Annotated in this window: 15 protein-coding genes; 14 read left to right on the top strand and 1 reads right to left on the bottom strand. The window is 30.1% G+C overall.

Going from position 1 to position 21,127, the window contains the following annotated elements; translation table 4 throughout:
* Position 1: 1 nt before the first annotated feature.
* The 13 genes from AACL07_RS03300 (at position 2) to AACL07_RS03240 (ending at position 18,686) form a co-directional block, all read left to right on the top strand.
* Positions 2 to 1,672 (top strand): hypothetical protein, encoded by a 1,671-nt coding sequence (locus AACL07_RS03300; protein ID WP_338983282.1) that lies wholly within the window; start codon positions 2 to 4, stop codon positions 1,670 to 1,672.
* A gap of 75 nt (positions 1,673 to 1,747) precedes the next feature.
* Positions 1,748 to 6,022: an ABC transporter permease gene (locus tag AACL07_RS03295; protein ID WP_338983281.1), complete on the top strand. Its 4,275-nt coding sequence runs from the start codon at positions 1,748 to 1,750 to the stop codon at positions 6,020 to 6,022.
* Between the two features lie 106 nt (positions 6,023 to 6,128).
* On the top strand, positions 6,129 to 6,317 hold the full coding sequence (locus tag AACL07_RS03290) for a hypothetical protein (RefSeq protein WP_338983280.1): 189 nt from the start codon (positions 6,129 to 6,131) through the stop codon (positions 6,315 to 6,317).
* Positions 6,318 to 6,488: 171 nt separating this feature from the next.
* Complete coding sequence (gene rplM / locus AACL07_RS03285; RefSeq protein ID WP_338983278.1) at positions 6,489 to 6,935, top strand: 50S ribosomal protein L13; 447 nt, start codon at positions 6,489 to 6,491, stop codon at positions 6,933 to 6,935.
* Positions 6,935 to 7,333 carry a 30S ribosomal protein S9 gene (gene rpsI / locus AACL07_RS03280; protein WP_338983276.1) on the top strand — a complete coding sequence of 133 codons (399 nt, stop codon included), beginning with the start codon at positions 6,935 to 6,937 and terminating at the stop codon, positions 7,331 to 7,333. Before rplM ends, rpsI begins: the two co-directional genes overlap by 1 nt.
* 124 nt (positions 7,334 to 7,457) lie before the next feature.
* Positions 7,458 to 9,395, top strand: coding sequence for a hypothetical protein (locus tag AACL07_RS03275; protein ID WP_338983274.1), 1,938 nt, complete (start codon positions 7,458 to 7,460; stop codon positions 9,393 to 9,395).
* 21 nt (positions 9,396 to 9,416) lie between these two features.
* Positions 9,417 to 11,129 carry a hypothetical protein gene (locus AACL07_RS03270; RefSeq protein ID WP_338983272.1) on the top strand — a complete coding sequence of 571 codons (1,713 nt, stop codon included), beginning with the start codon at positions 9,417 to 9,419 and terminating at the stop codon, positions 11,127 to 11,129.
* The gene (ligA, locus tag AACL07_RS03265) at positions 11,065 to 13,059 is read left to right on the top strand and encodes an NAD-dependent DNA ligase LigA (RefSeq protein ID WP_338983270.1); all 1,995 of its coding nucleotides are present in this window, start codon (positions 11,065 to 11,067) and stop codon (positions 13,057 to 13,059) included. The genes AACL07_RS03270 and ligA overlap by 65 nt, the downstream gene beginning before the upstream one ends.
* Before the next feature lies 1 nt (position 13,060).
* Positions 13,061 to 13,354 carry an Asp-tRNA(Asn)/Glu-tRNA(Gln) amidotransferase subunit GatC gene (locus tag AACL07_RS03260; protein WP_338983268.1) on the top strand — a complete coding sequence of 98 codons (294 nt, stop codon included), beginning with the start codon at positions 13,061 to 13,063 and terminating at the stop codon, positions 13,352 to 13,354.
* Positions 13,354 to 14,769 carry an amidase family protein gene (locus AACL07_RS03255; RefSeq protein WP_338983266.1) on the top strand — a complete coding sequence of 472 codons (1,416 nt, stop codon included), beginning with the start codon at positions 13,354 to 13,356 and terminating at the stop codon, positions 14,767 to 14,769. Before AACL07_RS03260 ends, AACL07_RS03255 begins: the two co-directional genes overlap by 1 nt.
* Before the next feature lie 7 nt (positions 14,770 to 14,776).
* A complete protein-coding gene (gene gatB, locus AACL07_RS03250) occupies positions 14,777 to 16,213 on the top strand; it encodes an Asp-tRNA(Asn)/Glu-tRNA(Gln) amidotransferase subunit GatB (protein WP_338983264.1) in 1,437 nt (478 codons plus the stop codon).
* Positions 16,214 to 16,366: 153 nt separating this feature from the next.
* Entirely contained in the window at positions 16,367 to 17,287 is a 921-nt protein-coding gene (locus tag AACL07_RS03245) for an ROK family protein (protein ID WP_338983262.1), read from the top strand.
* Positions 17,280 to 18,686, top strand: a complete 1,407-nt coding sequence (locus AACL07_RS03240; RefSeq protein ID WP_338983260.1) for a glycoside hydrolase family 1 protein — start codon at positions 17,280 to 17,282, stop codon at positions 18,684 to 18,686. Before AACL07_RS03245 ends, AACL07_RS03240 begins: the two co-directional genes overlap by 8 nt.
* Before the next feature lie 24 nt (positions 18,687 to 18,710).
* Here the strand turns inward: AACL07_RS03240 and AACL07_RS03235 are convergent, their stop codons facing one another.
* Positions 18,711 to 19,499, bottom strand: coding sequence for a hypothetical protein (locus AACL07_RS03235; RefSeq protein ID WP_338983258.1), 789 nt, complete (start codon positions 19,497 to 19,499; stop codon positions 18,711 to 18,713).
* A gap of 145 nt (positions 19,500 to 19,644) precedes the next feature.
* Here AACL07_RS03235 and AACL07_RS03230 point away from each other — a divergent pair, with 145 nt between their 5' ends.
* Positions 19,645 to 21,102 (top strand): glycoside hydrolase family 1 protein, encoded by a 1,458-nt coding sequence (locus tag AACL07_RS03230; protein WP_338983256.1) that lies wholly within the window; start codon positions 19,645 to 19,647, stop codon positions 21,100 to 21,102.
* Positions 21,103 to 21,127 lie beyond the last annotated feature (25 nt).

The following is a 21,127-nucleotide window of genomic DNA, read 5'->3' as shown; positions in this document are numbered from 1 at the left end:
CATGTTAAAACAGCAACAACATTTTCAAAGTACAGTTTTAGAAGAACTAGAAAAATACTTTGTGGATAAAGCACAAGCAAAAAAAATAGGACACATAGTTTTGAGTTCGTTCATTATTGAAAACAGAGTTCGTCATAAAGAATTAACTGACGTTTTAAAAGTTGACGTTAAAGATATGATTAATGAGCTAAATGATTTAAATGTAGATTTAAATGACGCGTATGAATTTAGAAACAAAAGTATGGCTATATATAAAAAAATCATTGCTGATGAAAACAAAGAAGCAAAGATGGTGGCCGCTAGATTAAAGAGTGAAAAGCAAAAAGATTCTAGTGATAGCGTAGCTAAAAAAGATGAAAATTCAAATGATATAGTTCAAGCAAAAACATACAAAGAATCAATTGAAGATAAAATTAAAGATCTAAAAAAATGATATTCAGAATACACACGAATAACTGATGCAGAAATTGACGAACTTGAAAAGTTAATTATTAGATCAAAACATGTACTTGCACGAGTTGAAGAAAGGAGATTTCTAGACTTAAGACCCAAACACCTAATAGTTGCAATCGGTCTTACATTTATCTTTGCCTTAATCACTGGATTGTTAATAAATTACATATATTTAATTCCGCTAAAAGGAATAAGACCAAATGTATTTTCAATTGTTGTTATGTGTTTATTTGGAATAATAAGTTTTTTGTTTTGATTACAACTTATATTAAGACACTCATTTGGAAGATTATATTTAAATGATGATAAAGAAATGTGAAGAGGTGGTTTAGCTGGGTTTATTAGTGCCTTTACCGATACATTGGGTATTGGTTCTTTTGCAATGGCTACAGCTACTTTCAAAATCACAAAAGCCATTAGACCACATGAATTCAAAAAATTACCAGGAACATTAAACGTTGGTTTAGCAGTGCCTCAAATGTTTGCAGGGATATTATTCCTTGGAGCAATTGAAGTAGATATTCTAACACTTTCATTATTTTGTGTAGCAACTGTAATTGGAACACTAGGTGGATCATTTATTGTTGAAAAAGTACACAGAACAGTTATTGCTTTTGTGATGGGTATTTCGTTGCTTGTTACAGCAACACTTATGATTTTGGTTTTAACAAATGTACTTACCCACGATGTAAAGACGGGGCTTTCTTCAAAAGAAGATATTCCTGAGCTGATATTGGGTATGTTTATGTTTGTTGTTATTGGTGTACTGATGAGTTTTGGAGTTGGTTTATATGCTCCATCAATGGTAGCAATTTCTGTATTGGGATTAAACCCATTAACATCAATCCCAATCATGACATGTGCTGCCGCCGTGGCACAACAAACTGCTGCATGGCGTTATTCGGCAACCAATAACTTCTTACCAAAGATTTCACTGAACATGATAGCACCAGGTATAATTTCTGTATTAATTGCATTCATAGTTGTGTTTGTTGTAATCATTGGAAATGACCCAGATGCAGAAGCACTTATGATTAAAATTATGAGATCAACAAGTGTAGTTGTTATTCTTGCAACATCAGCCTCTCTTCTAAGGAATGTATATATGATGAAAAGCGATGCTAAAATTGCGAAAGTTAATGAAGCGGTAACCGTTGCAAACACTTCAGTTTCAGAAAAATATACAAGCTATTTATTATCGATAAAAGACTCAATGTAGTCATAAATAAATTTAAAATCAGTGTTGGAATTAGCACTGATTTTTTATATAATACTCTTATACACGGTGGAACAAATGAAAAGTAAAAGACTATTATTAAAGAACGCATTCAGAAGTTCATGAAAAGGTAAAACTCAATTAATTGGTATATCACTATTAGTGATGTTAATGACAATTATACTTTCATTGGTTACATCAAGCTACGAACAAATTAACAAAAAGAATACACATCTAAACCAAGAATCTAATTTAAGAGATGGTATTTTTGATGTACAAAATTCGAGACGTGTTCAATCAGTGGAAGATGGTGAAAAAAAATTAGTTAATAATCAAACATACTTATTTCAATATTGATTTAATAAAATGGTTGAAGAAAATAATTATGATTTAACATGATCAAGAACTGAGGCTAGATCTTTTTCAAAATTAGACTCACAAACAAATGATCAAAAATTCAATATGAAAGTGGTGACTAAGACTTCACCTACAGAGAACGTAAATGTTGATTCACTTGTTATAAGCGGTGGTTCTAACTTTAGTAATAATATGGATGTTGCCGGTGACAGAGAAATGATTGTCAATGAAAACTTTGCGAAGCTAAACAATATTAAAATTGGAGATATAATTAGAGTAGAAAAGGATAGCTATGGTTCAACATTGCTCGTAAAAAATTCAGATAAATTAGACGCCAATCTTAAGGAGCAGTTAGAAAATAAATCAGCAGTTGAATTTTTAAATAACAATCCAAACAACGCTTGATTTCATATTGTTGGTTTTGGAACCTCTGCAGACTTTGCGACACCCATAACAGACCAAACAACCGTGTTCCCTGACGCAGCATCAAACTTTATAGCATATGTTAAGCCTAAAAATTTTGGTTTAGAAATTAATAAAGATGATAATTTTGTTGTATTCGATCAAACAAAATCACTATTGTATGGAACTGAATTTGGTAAAGAATCTTACATATCTTTTGAATATAATTCAAAAAGACACAATATAAGTGAAATGTATAACAAATACAATGAAAAAATTGGAGTACTAAAAAATAACAAAATTGCTTATTTAAATAACGACTCAACGTATATGTATTCAAGTAGAGTACTGATGTTTGGTACTGTTATCACCGCTTACAACACAATCACAATATTACTATTTTTAGTAACGACATTCATTGCTATGTTTGCCTTATCAATAGTGTTGAAGAAAAGGGTGGAAGCAGTTAAATCACAAATGGGTTGTTTGAAAGCTTTGGGGTATTGAAAAAAAGAAATACTATTAAACTTCGTCGCAATACCAGCAATAACTGCAACAATAGGTGTTACGCTTGGGTATATGATTTCAATTGGTATATCATTTACGGTCATATCAACATTTTCAACATTCTTTGCAATTTCATTTGGTAGTTTTACATTTTCAATCGCCAGTTTCTTTTCGACTTGAATTGTCGGATTTATTTTATTAACGTTTATAGCGTCAATGTTAATTTTAGTTGAAATTAAAAAGCCAGCACTAACTTTGTTAAAAGGTAAGAATAGTGCTAAACATTCAGTTGTTGGGATGTTTATTAAATCTGCATTTAAAAAATCAAACTTTGATACACGATTGAGAATGAGTATCTTTGCAGGATCTTGGGTTAAATTTTTAGGTACATTTGTGACAATACTAGCGTCATCAATATTAATAACATTCACCTCTATTACTCCGACTATTATTGCAAAGAATGAAACTGCGTCATTTGATGGAATGGACTATAAGTTTGTTACAGAATATCAACAACCAATAGCTGAGAACCCGCTTTCATTTTACAAAACGTTTAATCCAAACCACAAAAAAACAGATGTTGATAATAAGTATGGATATGTTGCAAATAAAAAAGTTGATGACTATATTTCTCCAAGTAAAAAATATGAAGTTTACTCACCATTACCATTAAACGAAGAAAAAACCGAAATTGATTATAAAGTTTTATTTGATGACCTAATTAGTGGAAACATAAGTAGATATAACTACTCACCAAACATCCTATTGGATGACGCAAAATTACCAGGATTATTTGGTTCAGGTGGATCTGCATCAAGTAGAATGGCGTACCTAAACTATCAAATGCTAACAGAATCATTCTTAGATGCCTTGGATAAATTTGAATTTAATATAAATTCAATGGCAAAAAACACGTTAAAACAGCAATGAACTGACTTGATATTGTTTGAAAATGAAATAAAGAATATTGGAGACTTAACTGTAAATGAAAATTTAAATAAATACATTGAAACAATCCATAACTTTTATAAGAAATATATTAAAGGCCTACCAATAACAATTAATAAAAAATTAATTTTAGATAACGAAATAATAGATAAGCAATTAATTTCACAAATGAAAAAAAGTAGTATCTTTACTAAAATGAAAAATGTAGAAACAACATGAGAGACAATTGTTTCTGAGTTAACTCCAATTAATTTAGATTCACCAGAAGTCTCACAAGACATTGTGTTCTTATCTGATTTTAACGAAGGCAAAGGTATTGACTTAATGTCTACACCTACAAAAGATCTTTTAGAAAATGAAGAGTATAAACCATATAAAAAACAACTTGCTGTCGAAATGGCTGCGTGGTTCAATTTATTTTTTGAAGGAAGAATTTCAATGTACTTGATGCAAACTGCATATTCAAGAGCACCTTATTTTGTACAAGAAAACATAAAAAACGCAATAGTTGGACTTAATAATCCAAATGAAAAAAATAAATCAGAATTTTCTATCTCATTCAATGTTGTTCCTTTCGATCCAAATTATGAATCAAAGGGTACAATGCTAAAAACAAAAGTTAAAGATAATATTGGAATTAATGTATACGGATTAAGTGAAGACGATAATTTAAATCTTATTGAACTTGAAAACTCAAACGGTGATAATTTAAGGGGAAATCTTTTTAATTCTATTTATAAAGAACCAATCATAATAAACGAATCATTTTCTAAGTTGTTAAATGCTAAAGTTGGAGACTCAGTATTTTTAGATATTGAAAGAAATGTATTGAAAAACTCAAACGGTGATATTGTTTCTGCAGATATTAATCAAAAAATTTCAGATGTAAACAACTACACACCATACTCAAATTATGTTTCAGAATCTTCAAGATCTTATCAGTCTACGGCAGGGAAGAACTTCGTTGACTCAGCTACGGAGTTATTACATGGAAGTGTTACGCCTGTACAAATTGATGGTAAGTCAATCAGTGCGAATGATGCACTAACATCAACAGGTCAAACAAAAATTAATGAGTCTATGGCAGAGGGTGGTATTTATGGATCTTCTGAAGTTGTTAATAAAAGATTTGTTGTGGCTGGAGTTCAAAAAAGTTTTGGTCAACCACAAGCTTGAACAGACAATAATATTGCAGATGAAATAATGAACTTTGATGATTCGAGAGATGTTATTTTTGAAAACTGATTCAAAAACTTTGACTTGCCAAGTAATCAAATTTTAGAATTTGTTAAATCAAAGTATGATTTAACAAGTGGGATTGAAATTACACCAGAAGAAATTGAAAAAGTTAGAAGCGAAATTTTAGGTAATAATTATCTATACCTATATAGCAAAGCTAGCTCCCAAGAAAAGTTTGCCCCAGTCTATAATGATTATTTAACTATTTTTGAAAATACTTATCCAATATTTAACTATAAATATTCTAGGGACCCAATTCATAACGATATACAAAAGAGCATGGCGACAACATCATCTAATGGCGACTTTTCTGCCGTTGGACTAAACGGAGCATTTGGTTACAAACCTGCATCGGATGAATGTGTTCCAGAGGAGGGCGAGAAAGAATGTCCTCCGGTTCCTGACCCGGATAATTTTATCGAAGGTTATGCAGTTGGTGCCACAGCAATGTCTGTACCCATGGATCAGGCTAGGTTAATACTTTCACAAATGACAGACCTAGTTAAAATGATTACAATAATGTTCATTGTATTTGCGATGATAATTTCATCAATAATTATTTTATTGGTAACATCAATTGTTATTTCTGAAAACTCACAATTTATTGCAACAATGAAATTGTTAGGTTACAGAAAACGTTACATCATTTGACAAATTATTAGTATATATTTAATTGCTATCTTAATAGCTTATGCAATTGGATTTACTACTGGTTGATTCTCATTTGTGGGGGTAACCAATATGCTTGCTCAAGGTGGATCATGAATTCTTCCTGTTTCATTCGAAATATGAATGCCATTCATGGTTGCGGGATTACTATCAATAGTATTCTTACTAACATTCTATGCAGCATATGAAAAAATTAGAAAACTAACTCCAGTACAAGCATTGGATTCATAATAAAAATATCTCTTATGAGATATTTTTAATAGACAATTGGATGTGAAAATACTTGAAAATACTAACTAAATATGAGATAATTAATAAATATTAACAAGGAGTTTATATGAAAAACAAAAGTATTATTTTATTTATTATTTTATTAATTATGGCTATTATCCCAGGAATTATTTATTTCTTCCTACACCCAAAATTTAAAATAGTAACACTAATTATTTTATTAATTATGGCTGTAATCCCAGGAATCCTTTACTTGATTTGACCAGGTAAAGGTGGATTTGGTTTAATTGGTTAATTAAAACAAAACACACGATCAAAAATGCAGCGTAAGCTGTATTTTTATTTTTTATAAACTCACTAATATTTAAACTTTAAACATAAATGTATTGAAACTAGGTTGAGTATTAATATATAATATTTTTGCTTACACCCAATAGGCCTCGGAACCGTAAGGAGAATAAGCACAATGAAACAAACAACACTGATTAAATCAGCAGATATAAATAAAAAATGATGAGTAGTGGATGCCGAAGGGCAAACACTTGGTAGGATGGCTACACAAATAGCTATGATTCTACGTGGTAAACACAAACCAGACTATACTCCTCACATAAATAACGGAGATCACGTGATCGTTATTAATGCAGAGAAAGTAAAATTGTCAGGTAAAAAAGAATCAGATAAATACTACTACCGTCACTCAATGCACCCAGGTGGATTACATAAAAGAAATGTAGCCACTGAAAGAGAATTGAATCCAGAAAGAATTGTCGAAAGAGCTGTTCGTTTGATGTTATCAAAAAACGTACAAGGATCAAGTCAATTCCGTGCACTTCATGTATATTCAGGTGCAACACACCAACATGAAGCACAACAACCAGAAATCATGGTAATCAAGGGAGCTAGTAAGTAATGGCAAATAACAGAGTTGAATATAGAGGAACTGGTAGAAGAAAAACTTCTACTGCTCAAGTAATATTAACACCAGGTAACGGTAACGTAACTGTTAACGGAAAACCTGCACTTGAGTTCTTTCCATTCCCAACACTTGTTCAAGATCTTGAACAACCACTAGTTTTTACAGAAACAAAAAAAGATTTTGATATTTTTGTAAAAGTAAAAGGTGGGGGTTTCACAGGTCAAGCAGGAGCTGCTAGACTAGGTATTGCTAGAGCTTTAATTGAAGCTTCAGCAGACTACAGATTGGTACTAAGAGAAAAAGGTATGATAACTCGTGACTCACGTATTAAAGAACGTAAAAAATACGGTCTATACGGAGCACGTCGTGCACCTCAGTTTTCAAAACGTTAATTATTTATATCAAAAAAATACGATTCAACTCGTATTTTTTTATATGCAAAATATATCCTTTATTAGTGGCATAGAAAAAGATATAAAGGGTGTTAATGTTATAATTTACTAATAGGAGATTGCTATGATTTCAACAAAAAAAACTTTTATTAATTTAGTTATTGCGATCTCAATTTCTATCATTGGAGCAACACTTCAGTTTTTATTAATTTATTTCATACTTAATAATTTTGGTTCTGAGTTTAACGGGTATATCCGAGTTACAATGATGTTTGCGGCACTAATTGCAACTGCCGAATCAGGAATCGGTGTTGTTACAATGATATTGTTAGTTAAACCAATGCAAAAGGGTGATTGAATATCGGCTAACGAAATTTATTCTGCTGCAAAAAGATTGTACAGAAAGAGTGCCATTTCTTCATTAGTTATAGCGGTTGCCATTTCCTTTTTATATCCCGTTTTTATTCACTTTAGCATGAGTGATATCGGTGCCATCTTTGATAAAGAAACTTGAGAAAACGGAATTATATTAACTGGTCAAACTACATTTGATTCAATTAACTACTTACAACTAGTGTTGATTACTTTGGTTTTCTCGACAAGAAATTTTATTCCAACATTTTTTGGAGCAGCAGAAGAAAATATAATTGCAGCAGATCAACAATCGTATTCAAGAAAAGCAATTATTCTTTTTTCTGAAGTGCTTGTTTACTCAATTATTTTATCGATCATTAATATAACAACGCTTTCACCAATTGTGACTTTCTCATTATTCTGATTGATAGGTCCAATTAAGTTGGCATTCATCTGAATATTTATCAAAAAGAATTATGTTTGATTAAAATACCGTCGTGGAATAATAAATCAAAAAATGAACTTAATGTCATTCCAATTATCTAAATCAGGGTTAGGAGTCACTTTAATGCTTTCGTCAGATATAATTTTTGTTATGTTATTTTTTGGAGCTGGAGTGTCGTCTACACTTACTTTGTATATGATTGTTGCATTGAACGTTCAAACAATAATGTTAAATTTTATCGTCTCATTTAGAGAGTATTTTACAAATGTAATTGCCAAACAGGGAAGGCTAAAGTGAGAGACATATGCTAAATACGAATTGTACACATTAGCTATAGGGGCATTCACATTTATAAACCTAGCAATCCTAATGCCATACTTTGTTTCTTCTTTATATTATCCACTTGTTAAAGAAGAAATGACTCACCTAGCAAAACCAGAAGATATGGCTGCTCAAATAAATGTGATGCAATATATGTTTTTAAATACAACGTTTTCACTACTGATTGCCACAGCCACAACACTGGTAATTATAGGTGAATCACAAAATACATTAATTCAAGCAAAAGGTAAGAACTATGAAATTTCAAATGTTCAAAACACAATTGGATTGACATACTTTTTTGCAAATATAATTTCACTAATAATTGTGTTTTTCACTAGACCTGGTGGAGATTATTTCATGGTAACTGGAATTGTTGCAATGTATTGTTTAAAAATATTCTTCTTATTAGTAAGGTGTATTTATTTATCTGTTTATTGTTCAAAATATTTAACGTATTCATCAAGTTCAAAAGTTGATGTTAGAAATATTTTGGTATTCGTTTTACCAATCACAATTGCCATAATACTTAACTACACAGTAATTAGTAAAATTCAAAGTGTAACTGATTATTTAGATTCGGGAAAAATTGAATACTTCATAATACTGGCAGTCACAACAATCAGTACTTCTGCTGTACTAATAATATTAACTTCGTTTATTTTTTCTCCAGGATTGATCTTTGACGCCATCAAAAAAATACCTGTTATTTCAAAAATAATTGATAACAGACTAATGGAAAAAATAAGTCAGCTTACAGTAAAAGACGAAGAAGAAGATATTCACTTTTTTGATAACAAAAAAGAAGCTGAAAAGGTTAGTGAAAAGACTATTACATTCGACAATGAAGATATAAGAAGTTCAACGGTTGAGTTGAATAACTCAACATCATTTATTGATGCAAAGGATGAGTTAATTTATAAAGTGAAACCTGATAAATAGTATAATCACATAGAGGTATTTATGTCAGGAACAAGCATAGCATTAATCTTTATTTCAATTATGTTTTTTGTTTGTTTTGCTGCTGGCTCAACAATCTTAAATTTATTTAAAATACAAAAAAGACAAATATCATCAAAAATGATAATTGGTTTTTTTTCATTAATTTCGTTCTTATCAATAATTGTATTTGTTTTGGAATTGTTCATCACTTTTCTTAACTTACAGATATTTACTTACTTTCTTTGAGGTTCGATATTAGTGTTTGCTCTATTGCCAATAATCTTTGTAAAGTATTGATTCAAGAGTTTTAGATTAAACTGAACAACACTAATTTTAGTGCTATTGTTTGTGGGCTATTTTTTATTCTTTTATTTCAAATTAGATATAGATCTAAATAAGAACGGTATTTTGGGTAGGCTGCAAGCCATTGAAACGTATATGGATGACTCAAGGTCTGGTTCGGGGCCAAGAGAACTTAGAGATATATTTGGACAAATAATGTTATCCCCTTTGGTTATATTTAATATGTCAAATGGTGGTTATAACAAAGCGAATATTGGAACGTATACAGAATTCATATTTATGTTTAATGTATTTATTAGAACACTAATATTTACATCTCTTACTGGAATGATTTTAGAAAATACAATTGGTAAAACGTTTGTTGCAAAACTAATAAATTCAATTTGTATTTCACTTGCATTGTTTGGACTTGTAGCTATTACAAGTGATTTTAATAAGAGTATTGGTTCAACATCAACGTTTGTATATCTCGTATTGTTAATAACAATTATGTTGGCATTCTATTGTATAAATCAAAATAGATATCAAATGTACACATACTTATTGGGGTTGTTAACAATTGCAGCTATTGGTCTTGATAAAAATAAAGTACTTGTACTGCTATTCTTTGTGTATGCAATATTGTTAATACTTTCATTTAGCTTCGACAACATGCTAATAAAAGATCATATTAAAATTTTATTTCCAGTGTCACTTGGCTCTTTGATGTATAGTTTAACTCTTATGAATATTGCATGAATAGTTGTATCACTTGTAATGTTGACAATATCATTAGCCTTAGTTATTTGAGTGTTTAGTAGTCATATAATGGTAAAACAAATGGAGTTCACACTATCGAAACGTTCGTCAATAATGATGGTAGTTATTCCATTAATAATAATCGGAATAGGGTCATTAATGTTTTTGGCAGTTCCAGATTGAAACAGGGAAATTATTATTGATAAGTTTGGATACTTATTTAAGTTTAAATACTTTGAGTCGATAAAAGATCCACTTGTACTACTGCCAGTTTTAATCTCTATTACATTGTTTGAATTAGTGATTTGCTTTTTGTGAGTCTCAAGAAGAAAAAAGTTCAAGAGTGTACTTAATGTAATATTGGTTGACTTTGTTGTCATACAATATCTAATGTTCTATAACCCATTTTCAATTACTTTTTGAAAGCTTGTACTTGATGGAAATGTAATATTACAATATGAAATATTTGACCTATTTTATTTTGTGTTAATATTTGCTGCATTAATATGATTAATGGAAGTTGTAGAAAATTTAATAATAAAATTATTAAAAGTAAATATAAATGAAGATGAAGAAATAAAAATAATTATCTATAAAAATGTATTAAAACGTGGTGAGGGAAAAATCAATGAGTGAAAAAATAAAATTAAAAATAAACGAATTAAAACAAAAGATCAACGAGTGGAATCTTAGTTATTACGAACAACAAATTTCACCCGTTGATGATTCAGAATTTGATAAAACATTATCTGAACTTATTTTGCTTGAAACTGAATTTCCTCAGTACCTAACTTCTGATTCACCAACTCAAAAAGTTGGTGGTTCATTTGATTTGAACTTTAATAAATACACACACAAAACGCCAATGCTTAGTTTGTCTAATGCGTTTAATGAAGATGATCTAAAAACGTTTGACAATCAAATAAAAAAAGAATTGGGCAATAAAAAATATACATATTTTGTTGAACCGAAAATTGATGGTCTTTCAATTTCTCTAATATACAAAAACACGAAACTACACAAAGCAATTACACGTGGTGATGGGGTAGTTGGTGAAGATGTTAGCCAAAATGTAAAAATGATTACTTCAATTCCAAAAACGATTGCAGACAATAGTGATTATTTCGAAGTTAGAGGTGAAGTCTATTTATCTAAAAATGAATTTGAAAGAATCAATTCAGAACGTTTCAGACAAGGCGAAAAACTTTTTGCAAATCCTAGAAATGCAGCAGCTGGAACATTGAGACAATTAGATTCACAAATTGTTAAAGAAAGAAACCTTGATGCTTGAATTTATTTTTTAATGAATAAAGAAAACTTCACCACTCACCAAAGCTCATTAGAAGCTCTTTCTGGGTTTGGTTTTATGGTTAACCCACTTGGTACCCAAGCAAATGATATTAATGGCGTAATTGAAGTTATTAAGTCAATTTCAAATCAACGTGAAGACTTGGAATATGAAATTGATGGAATAGTAATTAAAGTAAATGAATTTGATCACTATGATTCAATTGGATATACATCTAAGTTTCCTAAGTGAGCAATTGCATATAAGTTCCCAGCAGAAATTAAAACAACTAAATTATTAGATATTTTTCCAACAATCGGAAGAACTGGAAAGGTAACTTATAATGCAAAACTAAAACCAGTTAAACTAGCTGGTACAACAGTTGGAGCAGCGACTTTACATAACGCATCATTTATCATTGATCGTGAAGTTAGAATTGGTTCAGATGTACGTGTTAAAAAAGCAGGAGATATAATCCCTGAAGTAATATCTGTTATCAAAGATGAAAAATATGAGACACTACCAGTTTGAGTTGAGTCAACTAATTGTCCTGATTGCAACAGCGAACTACAAAGAATCGAACCAGAAGTAGATCAATTTTGTGTAAGTGATAATTGTGTTAGAAGAATAATCAGAGGACTTGAACACTTCGTTTCTCGTGACGCTCAAAATATTGAAGGCCTTTCAATTAAACTTATTGAAAAATTTCATGAGAAAAAATATGTAAATAATGTTGCAGATATTTTTAAACTATCAAATCATAAAAGTGAACTAATAAAATTAGATAAGATGGGTGAAAGATCAGTTGATAATCTATTGAGTTCAATTGATAGTTCAAAAAATAAATCACTTGAAAAACTATTGTTCGGTTTAGGTATTAGACATGTTGGTAAAAAAAGTGCATTTATTCTTTCAAAAAAATATAGAACAATGGATTCAATAATGTTGTTATCTGAAATTGAATTATCTGAAATTAGAGATATTGGCCCAACTGTTGCAAAATCAGTTTGCGATTGATTTAAGGTTGAAAAAAATATTTCAATGATTAATGAATTGAAATCAATGAATATAAACTTAGAATATAAACCAGCTATGGAAGAAAAAACAAATGAACAAATTACGCACAGGACATTTGTTATAACAGGAACACTTTCTAAATCTAGAAACTACTATAAGGATTTATTAATCTCATATGGAGCAAATGTTGCAAACTCAGTTTCTAAAAATACTGACTATTTATTAGCTGGTGAAGAAGCTGGTTCTAAACTTGATAAGGCAACTAAGTTAGGTGTTAGAATTATTAATGAAGAGGAGTTATTTAATATAATTAACTAAAATGGAAATAAATAAAGAACTAGTTATTGCGCTTGCCAATGATTTAAAAATTTCACTTAATGATAAAGAAGTTAATGAAATTGTTAAATCAGAAATTGAGCTACGCACAAGAATGCAAAAAATTGTAGATTATAAAATCGAAGGTGAAATTGAACCTTTGAATTTTCCATTTGTAATCGAAAATAGTTATCTTAGAGATGATGAAGATGTTACTACAATTACTATTGATCAAGGTTTAAAAAATGCTAAAGTTGTTGAGGATAATTATGTAATTTTACCAAGGGTGGTTAAATAATGAACAGAACAATAAAAGACTATGCAAAATTAGTTAAAGATTCATCAGTTAAAACAGTGCTTGAATATGCTTTCAAGGACGTTGAAAAAGAATCTAAATCAAATTTTTATATTAATTTAAATAAAGAAAAATCAATGATCAAAGCTGATGAATTAGATAAAGTAAAAAATAATTCAATTTTATTTGGTGTCCCATATTTTGAAAAAGATAATATTGTAAATGTTGATATTCCTACAACTGCAGGGTCATTGTTTTTAAAAGACTATGTTTCACCATTCAACGCAACTGTTAATGATACATTAACTGAAGCAGGTGCTGTAATGATTGGTAAAGCGTCTATGGACGAATTCGGAATGGGTGGTACTGGATTGTTTTCATTTAATGGTGAAGTTAGAAACCCATTTGATAACACTAGAATTGTTGGTGGATCATCTAGTGGATCTGCTTATGCGGTTGCCACAAACGTTGTTCCATTTACAACAGGGACTGATACAGGGGACTCAATTAGGAAACCTGCATCATTTGTCGGAGTTGTTGGATTCAAGCCCACATACGGGTCTATTTCGAGATATGGCCTTATGCCTTACTCTCCAAGTTTAGATACAGTTGGTTTCTTTACAAATAATGTTGAAGATCAAAAAATATTGAGTGAATTAACATTTAAATATGACAAAAGAGATTTCACATCAATTAAAAATCCTTTTAAAAATGAAACAACAAAATTTGAAAAGAAACTAAAAATTGTTCAAATAAAAGAAGTATATGATTTGATGCCTGATTCTTTGAAATCAGAATATGATAACTTTTTCAAAAAAATGGAAACCCTAGGACACAAAGTGGGTTTTGAATCAATTGATATCGATATCTTGGACATGTTAAACGAAATTTACATGGCCATATCTTATTCAGAAGCATCATCAACACTTTCAAACCTACAAGGTGTTCACTTTGGAAAACGTGAAGATGGTTCAAGTTATGAAGAGATTATCAAAAACTCACGTGGTGCTAATTTTTCAAAAGTAGTTAAAAAGAGAATGCTAATAGGTGGTTATTCACTTAAATCAGATAACCAAGATTTAATCTTTTTAAAGGCAAAAAAAATTAGAAGAATCATAGTTGAAAGAATAGCTGAAATTTACAAATCTGCTGACATTATTGTTGTGCCACCATCAAGTGGAATTGCACCAAAAGTAGATGAAGTATTAAAATCTCACTCAGGTGATTCTTCAGGAAACGATAGAGTATTGGGTTCAATATTATTGTTGGCAAACTTTACAGGTATGCCATCAATTACGTTGCCTTTTATAAAAGATAATTTACCAATTGGTATTAATTTAAATGCAAATGTAAAACAAGATATGTTGTTATTAAACTTTGCACAACAAGTAGAAGACATATTAAAGTTAAAGGAATAAAAAACAAATGAATAATTTTGAAGTAGTTATTGGAATTGAAAATCATGTTGAATTAAAAACAACATCAAAAATGTTTGCGTCATCGCAAGTAAATTTTAATTCGCCTCAAAATACAAATATTGATCCAATGGCTTTGGCATTGCCAGGTTCTTTACCGACAGTTAATAAAAAAGGTGTGGAACTTGCAATACTTGCATGTAATGGTTTAAATATGGAAATCGATAGTCTATTGAGGTTCGACAGAAAGAGTTATTACTATTCTGATTTACCGAAAGGATTTCAAATAACTCAAAACTTTTTTCCAATTGGAAAAGAAGGAACTTTAGAAATTTCAGTTAATGGTAAACAAAAAATAGTTGAAATAGAAAGACTACATATTGAAGAGGACACTGCAAAGCAAACTCACAAAGGTGAGTTTACATATATTGATTACAACCGTTCAGGAAATGGTTTAGTTGAGATTGTTACAAAACCAGTTTTAAGAAGCGCTGATGAAGCAATTGCTTACCTAGAAGCATTAAGAGAAACATTGTTATATCTTGGAATTAGTGATGTCAAGATGAACGAAGGTTCATTGAGATGTGATATCAATATTTCATTAAGACCATTTGGCTTCAAAGAATTAGGAACTAAAGTTGAGATAAAAAACCTTAACTCATTTAATAATGTAAAAAAAGCAATTGAATTTGAAATCAAAAGACAATCTGAGATGTTATTAAAAAATGAAATAATTCTTTCTGAAACAAAAAGATTTGATGAACAATCTCAACAAACAAAAACAATGAGAGTTAAAGATACTGCAGTTGATTATAAGTATTTTGCAGAACCAAATATTACACCAATAAGATTAGATGAAAAATGAATTAATAAAATTATTTCAAAATCACCTGAGCTTGCAAAAGATAGAAGAAAAAGATATGTAGGTGAATACAAACTATCTGAAAAAGATGCAAACCATCTTTTAACAAATTATGATTTAGCTATCTTTTTTGAACAAACTGTAAATCTAAAAGTTGATCCAAAAAAAGCATATAACTTAATTACTTCAGATATACAATCATCACTAAACACAAACAATGTTGAAATCAATAATTCTAACTTTAGCCCAAAAAAAATTGCTGAAATAATTGAAAGACTAGATAAGGGAGAAATATCTTCTAAACATGTAAAAACTATTATTTCAATACTTGGTGAAAAAGATCAACCGATTGGAAAAATCATTGAACAAAATGGATTAAAACTAATTACTGATCCAAAATTAATATCAGACATAATAATTAAACTTGCAGAAAACAATCAAAAAATGATTGAAGAAAATATTAAGACTAGACCAGAGCGTGTAGAAAAAACTCTTATGGGACAGTTAATGAAAGAAACTGCTGGAAACGTATCTCTGGTTGTCGCTAACGAAATTTTATTAAAATTACTAAATTCATTTAAATAAAGAAAAAGCCGTAATGCTTTTTCTTTTTGTTATGAAACTTTAAAATGTGAACCACTTTCCTTTTGGTAAAGTGGTTCAAATATTAACTGTAAATATTGATAGTTTAATATATTGAGTTAATTTAATATCAGAACTATTTCAAGGAGAGACAAGATGAATATAATGTTTGATGTTGGTGGTACCGGCACAAAGGTGATTGCTTTCAGGGGTAATGAAATCAAAAATGAATCGTATATTACATATGAAAGAAAGTCATTAATTGAACCAATTAAGCTTAAAGACTTATTAGATAAAATTTGTGAATACACATTAAAATTTGAGGAAAAAATAAACATTGGAATTGCGTTCCCTGGACCAGTAGACACAATAAAGAAAAACGTGATCGGTGAGACAACATTTATTGATATTGATATCGATATCGAAAAATATTTGAAAGATAAAAATAAAAACATACAAAGTATATTTATTGAAAATGATGCTAAGGCCGCCGCATATGGTGAATTGGTTTATGGCCGAAACAACAAAGTTAAGAACTTGGTTCATTTAACTGTTGGATCAGGACTTGGAATGGGTGTGATAATAAACGGTGAATTATACAGGGGGTCAACATTTAATTCAACTGAAATTTCAAGAACTTATTCTAACATTTCTAAGAATAATGACGATCAAATTAATGCAGTAAATACAGGTCTTGGTGCTGTGATTTATAAATATCAAATTATGTCTGGAACTGATTCGGTGGATGGAAAAGGATTATTCGAAAAATATAATAGTGGCGATGAAATTGTTAAACAAATATTTGACGAATGATTAACATCGCTGGCAAAAACAATTGTAAATATACATTTAATTTTTGATGCAGACCTAATAACTATTGGTGGTGGAGTTAGTGCCAATGAACAATTCATGTCAGAGTTAAAAGAAAAAGTTAAACAATATACTAACATCGAAATTATGGGTAGAAAACTAACATTGAATCAGAATATTGAAAAAGTTTTACAAACATCAAAATTAAAAAATAAAGCAGCATGCTATGGGATGTTAGCAATAATGGAGGAGAATAAAAATGAGTAAATTTCCAAAGGATTTCCTATGAGGAGCATCAACAAGTGGATATCAATTTGAAGGTGGATGAGACAAAGACGGAAAAGGAATGTCAGTACAAGATGTACATAAAGATAATTGAATGCCAGGTGTTCCAAGTTTTCATGATGGGTCAAATCACTACAATAACTGAAAAGAAGATGTGGCATTGATGGCCGAAATGGGGTTTAAATCATACAGATTTTCAATACAGTGATCAAGAATAATACCCGATGGTGATGGAGATATAAATCAAAAGGGGTTAGAATTCTATGAGGGTTTAATTTTAGAATTAAAAAAATTCAAGATTGAACCAGTGGTTACACTTTATCACTTTGACTTACCACTTGCATTAGCTAAAGACGGTGGGTGATTGAACAGAAGAACAATTGATGCTTTTGAAAAATATTCAAGAACAGTATTTAATGAGTTTAAATCAATTGTAAAATATTGATTAACAATTAATGAACAAAACGTGGTTGTACTTGCTGGCGCAATGTTGGGTATGGGATCTACTGGTAAGTCAAAAAATCCTGCAAAAGATATGTGACAAGTAAATCATAATTTATTAACTGCACAAGCTAGGGCAATAATTGCATGTAGAGAAATATGTCCAGATACTTCTAAAATTGGACCAGCACCAAACATTGGTTCAACATATCAAAATTCAAATAAACCTGAAGACTATTATGCGAGATTAAGATTTGATTTAATACGAAACTGAACTTATCTTGATGTTCCTGTTTTTGGTACATACAACAAATTATTTTTAAAAGACCTTGAAAAAACAAATGCTATGTTTGAATATACGCCAGAAGATATGAAGCAATTAGCAAACTCAAAACCTGATTTCATTGCATTTAACTACTATCAAACAACAACAATTGAAAACCCAATTGAAGGCAAAGATTATGGCAAGATGCATAGAGATCAACACTCAGGATTTTCAACTAAATTTTTTGCACAAGTAAAAAATGAAAACTTACCAAAAACAGAGTTTGGTTGAGAGATTGATCCAATTGGATTTAAAAATACACTTAGGGAAGTTTTTGATAGATATCAATTACCATTGATGATTACAGAAAATGGAATTGGAGCAAATGATAAATTAACAAGTGACAATAAAGTACACGATGAGTACAGAATTAAATATTATCAACAGCATATTGAACAAATGTCATTAGCAATAGATGATGGAGTTGAAATGATTGGTTATATGCCCTGAAGTGCAATCGACTTGCTTTCTACACATGAAGGTATAACTAAAAGATATGGATTTATTTATGTCAATCGTGATGAATTTGACCTCAAAGATATGGCTAGATATAAAAAAGACTCATTCTTTTGATATCAAAAAATGATCAAATCAAACGGAGAGAAATTGGATTAAAAAAATAAACACCTTAAAAAGTGTTTATTTTTTTAATGAAACAATTAATTTTGTTGAAATAATTAAAAATAGGTTTTCCAACAGTGTGTTTCTATATAAGAAGCTTGAGTCATCACTTTGAGCATTAAACAATAGTTTAGTATTTGATTCAATTTTTATTGATTTAACCTTTGTGGGGCTTGACATCAAAATATTTTTTTCAAAATTAGTATTTAAGTTTTTTTCAAAGATCTCAAAAAAGCTAAGAATATTTGGGCCAGAAATTATAATAAAGTTGACTACATCAGACACTTCATCAATACCTAACTTTGCAGGAGGGGTAAAACCGCTATACATTGCGACATTGTAAATTTTGGTGCTATATCCCATATAAGCCAAAGTTTCTGAAAAGTTTTTACATGAATTTGCTATTGCTGGGGAAATGTAAAAATTGATTCTTTTATTATTCAACAGTAAATCTGTAATTTTATTTATAGTGTCGCTGTTTTCTACAATTCACTGAGTTATATTTTGCAATACTTCAACATCGAATTTAATCCCTTGACCAGGATTGACAGTCGACTTCATCTTGTTGTGTTCGATTTCTGACTCAACCTTTAGTCTAATAATTAATTCACGGTAACCAGAAAGGTTCAATGATTTTGCAAACTTAGTAAGCGTTGAAATCGAAACAAAATTTCTCTTTGCAAAATCCTCTTGATTTTCAAATTCACCATGTTTATAGAATTCGATTAGGTTTGTAGCGATTTGTTTAAAAGTAAAGTTTTTTTGGGAATCTCTCAATTCCAAGAGCATTTCATAAATTGTTTGCATTGTGTGTTGTCCTGCTGTTATTTTATGTTTTTTTTTTTTTTTTGCAAACAAAGAAGTAAAGTACTTTACACTTTTCTAATTACTTCACGTGTATACGAACAGCAATTTTATTGAACTACAATTTATACATAAAGGGAGGAATAATATGAAATTTCCAAAAGAATTTTTATGAGGTGGAGCAACGGCTGCCAATCAAGTTGAAGGTCAACATGATAAAGATGGTCGTGCAATGTCAATTGCAGAAATGATACCTTATACAAAATTAAAAGACAGAACAAAAATCGGTGGGATAATGACTTCTCTTACAAAAGAGAAGTTGTTAGAATCGGTTGAGAATAAAGAGGGATTAAGTTACCCAAAAAGACTAGGTATTAATTTTTATGAAAATTACAAAGAAGATATAAAACTATTTTCCGAAGCAGGATTAGATGTTTATAGAATGTCTATTTCGTGAGGGAGAATTTACCCAAACGGAGATGAATCAAAACCAAACGAAAAAGGTTTAGAGTTTTACAGAAACGTAATCAAGGAATGTAAAAAATACGGGATGAAAGTAATGGTAACATTACACCATTTTGATACTCCATACACAATTGGTGCAAAATATGGCGGATGATACAACCGCGATGTTATTGATATGTTTTTAAAATATGCAAAAACATTATTTGAAAACTTTGGTAAAGAAGTAGATTACTGACTGCCATTCAATGAAATTAACATCACATCATTTTTCGCATTATTTGGTGGAGCTGTATTTATGGAAGATGTTAAAGATACAAAAGATCCAAAACAAGTTAATTACCAATCTCTACACCACCAATTTGTAGCACAAGCAAAAGTGATTGAGTTGGCGAAAAAAATGGTACCAAATACTCCAATGGGATGTATGGTTGCCAACATGACTACATATCCAATTGATTGCAAACCAGAAACAATGATGAGTTGACTACAAAGTGAACAAATGAAAAAATACTTCTTCTATGATGTGGTTGCAAAAGGTGAATACCCAACATATTCAAAAGTATTCTTTGAAAAAAATAATATTGAATTAAAAATAACTGAAGATGATCGTAAGTTATTAAAAAACAATACAGTGGACTTTATTTCATACTCATATTACTCAACTAGTGCACATATTCCAGAGGATTCAAATGGTTCAAAAACTGGTGGTAATTTAGTCGAGGCAGGTAAAAACCCTTACTTAAAAGCAACAGAATGAGGATGACAAATTGACCCAATTGGAATTAGATACACTCTAAACGATATGTGGGACAGATATCATAAACCAATGTTCATTGCAGAAAATGGTATTGGTGTTGATGAGAAGTTAAATGGAAAAGATACAATTGAAGATGACTATAGAATTAAATATCTAAGAGATCACTTTGAACAAATTGGGCTTGCTATGGAAGACGGTGTTGAAATGATTGGATATACTATGTGAACTCCAATTGACCTTGTAAGTGCCGGTACAAGTGAGATGTCAAAAAGATATGGACTAATTTATGTAGACTATGATGATGACCATAAAGGTACAGGTAAACGTTATAAAAAGAAATCATTTGATTGATTTAAAAATTTTAAAGAAACAGGCGAATTATAATTTGAAAGCACTTTACTCTTAGTAA

This window comes from Spiroplasma endosymbiont of Othius punctulatus, from assembly GCF_964019505.1.
Taxonomy (GTDB): Bacteria; Bacillota_I; Bacilli_A; order Mycoplasmatales; family Mycoplasmataceae; genus TIUS-1.
The sequence above is the reverse complement of the archived record's forward strand: the minus strand, read 5'-3'. Positions and strand labels throughout refer to the sequence as shown.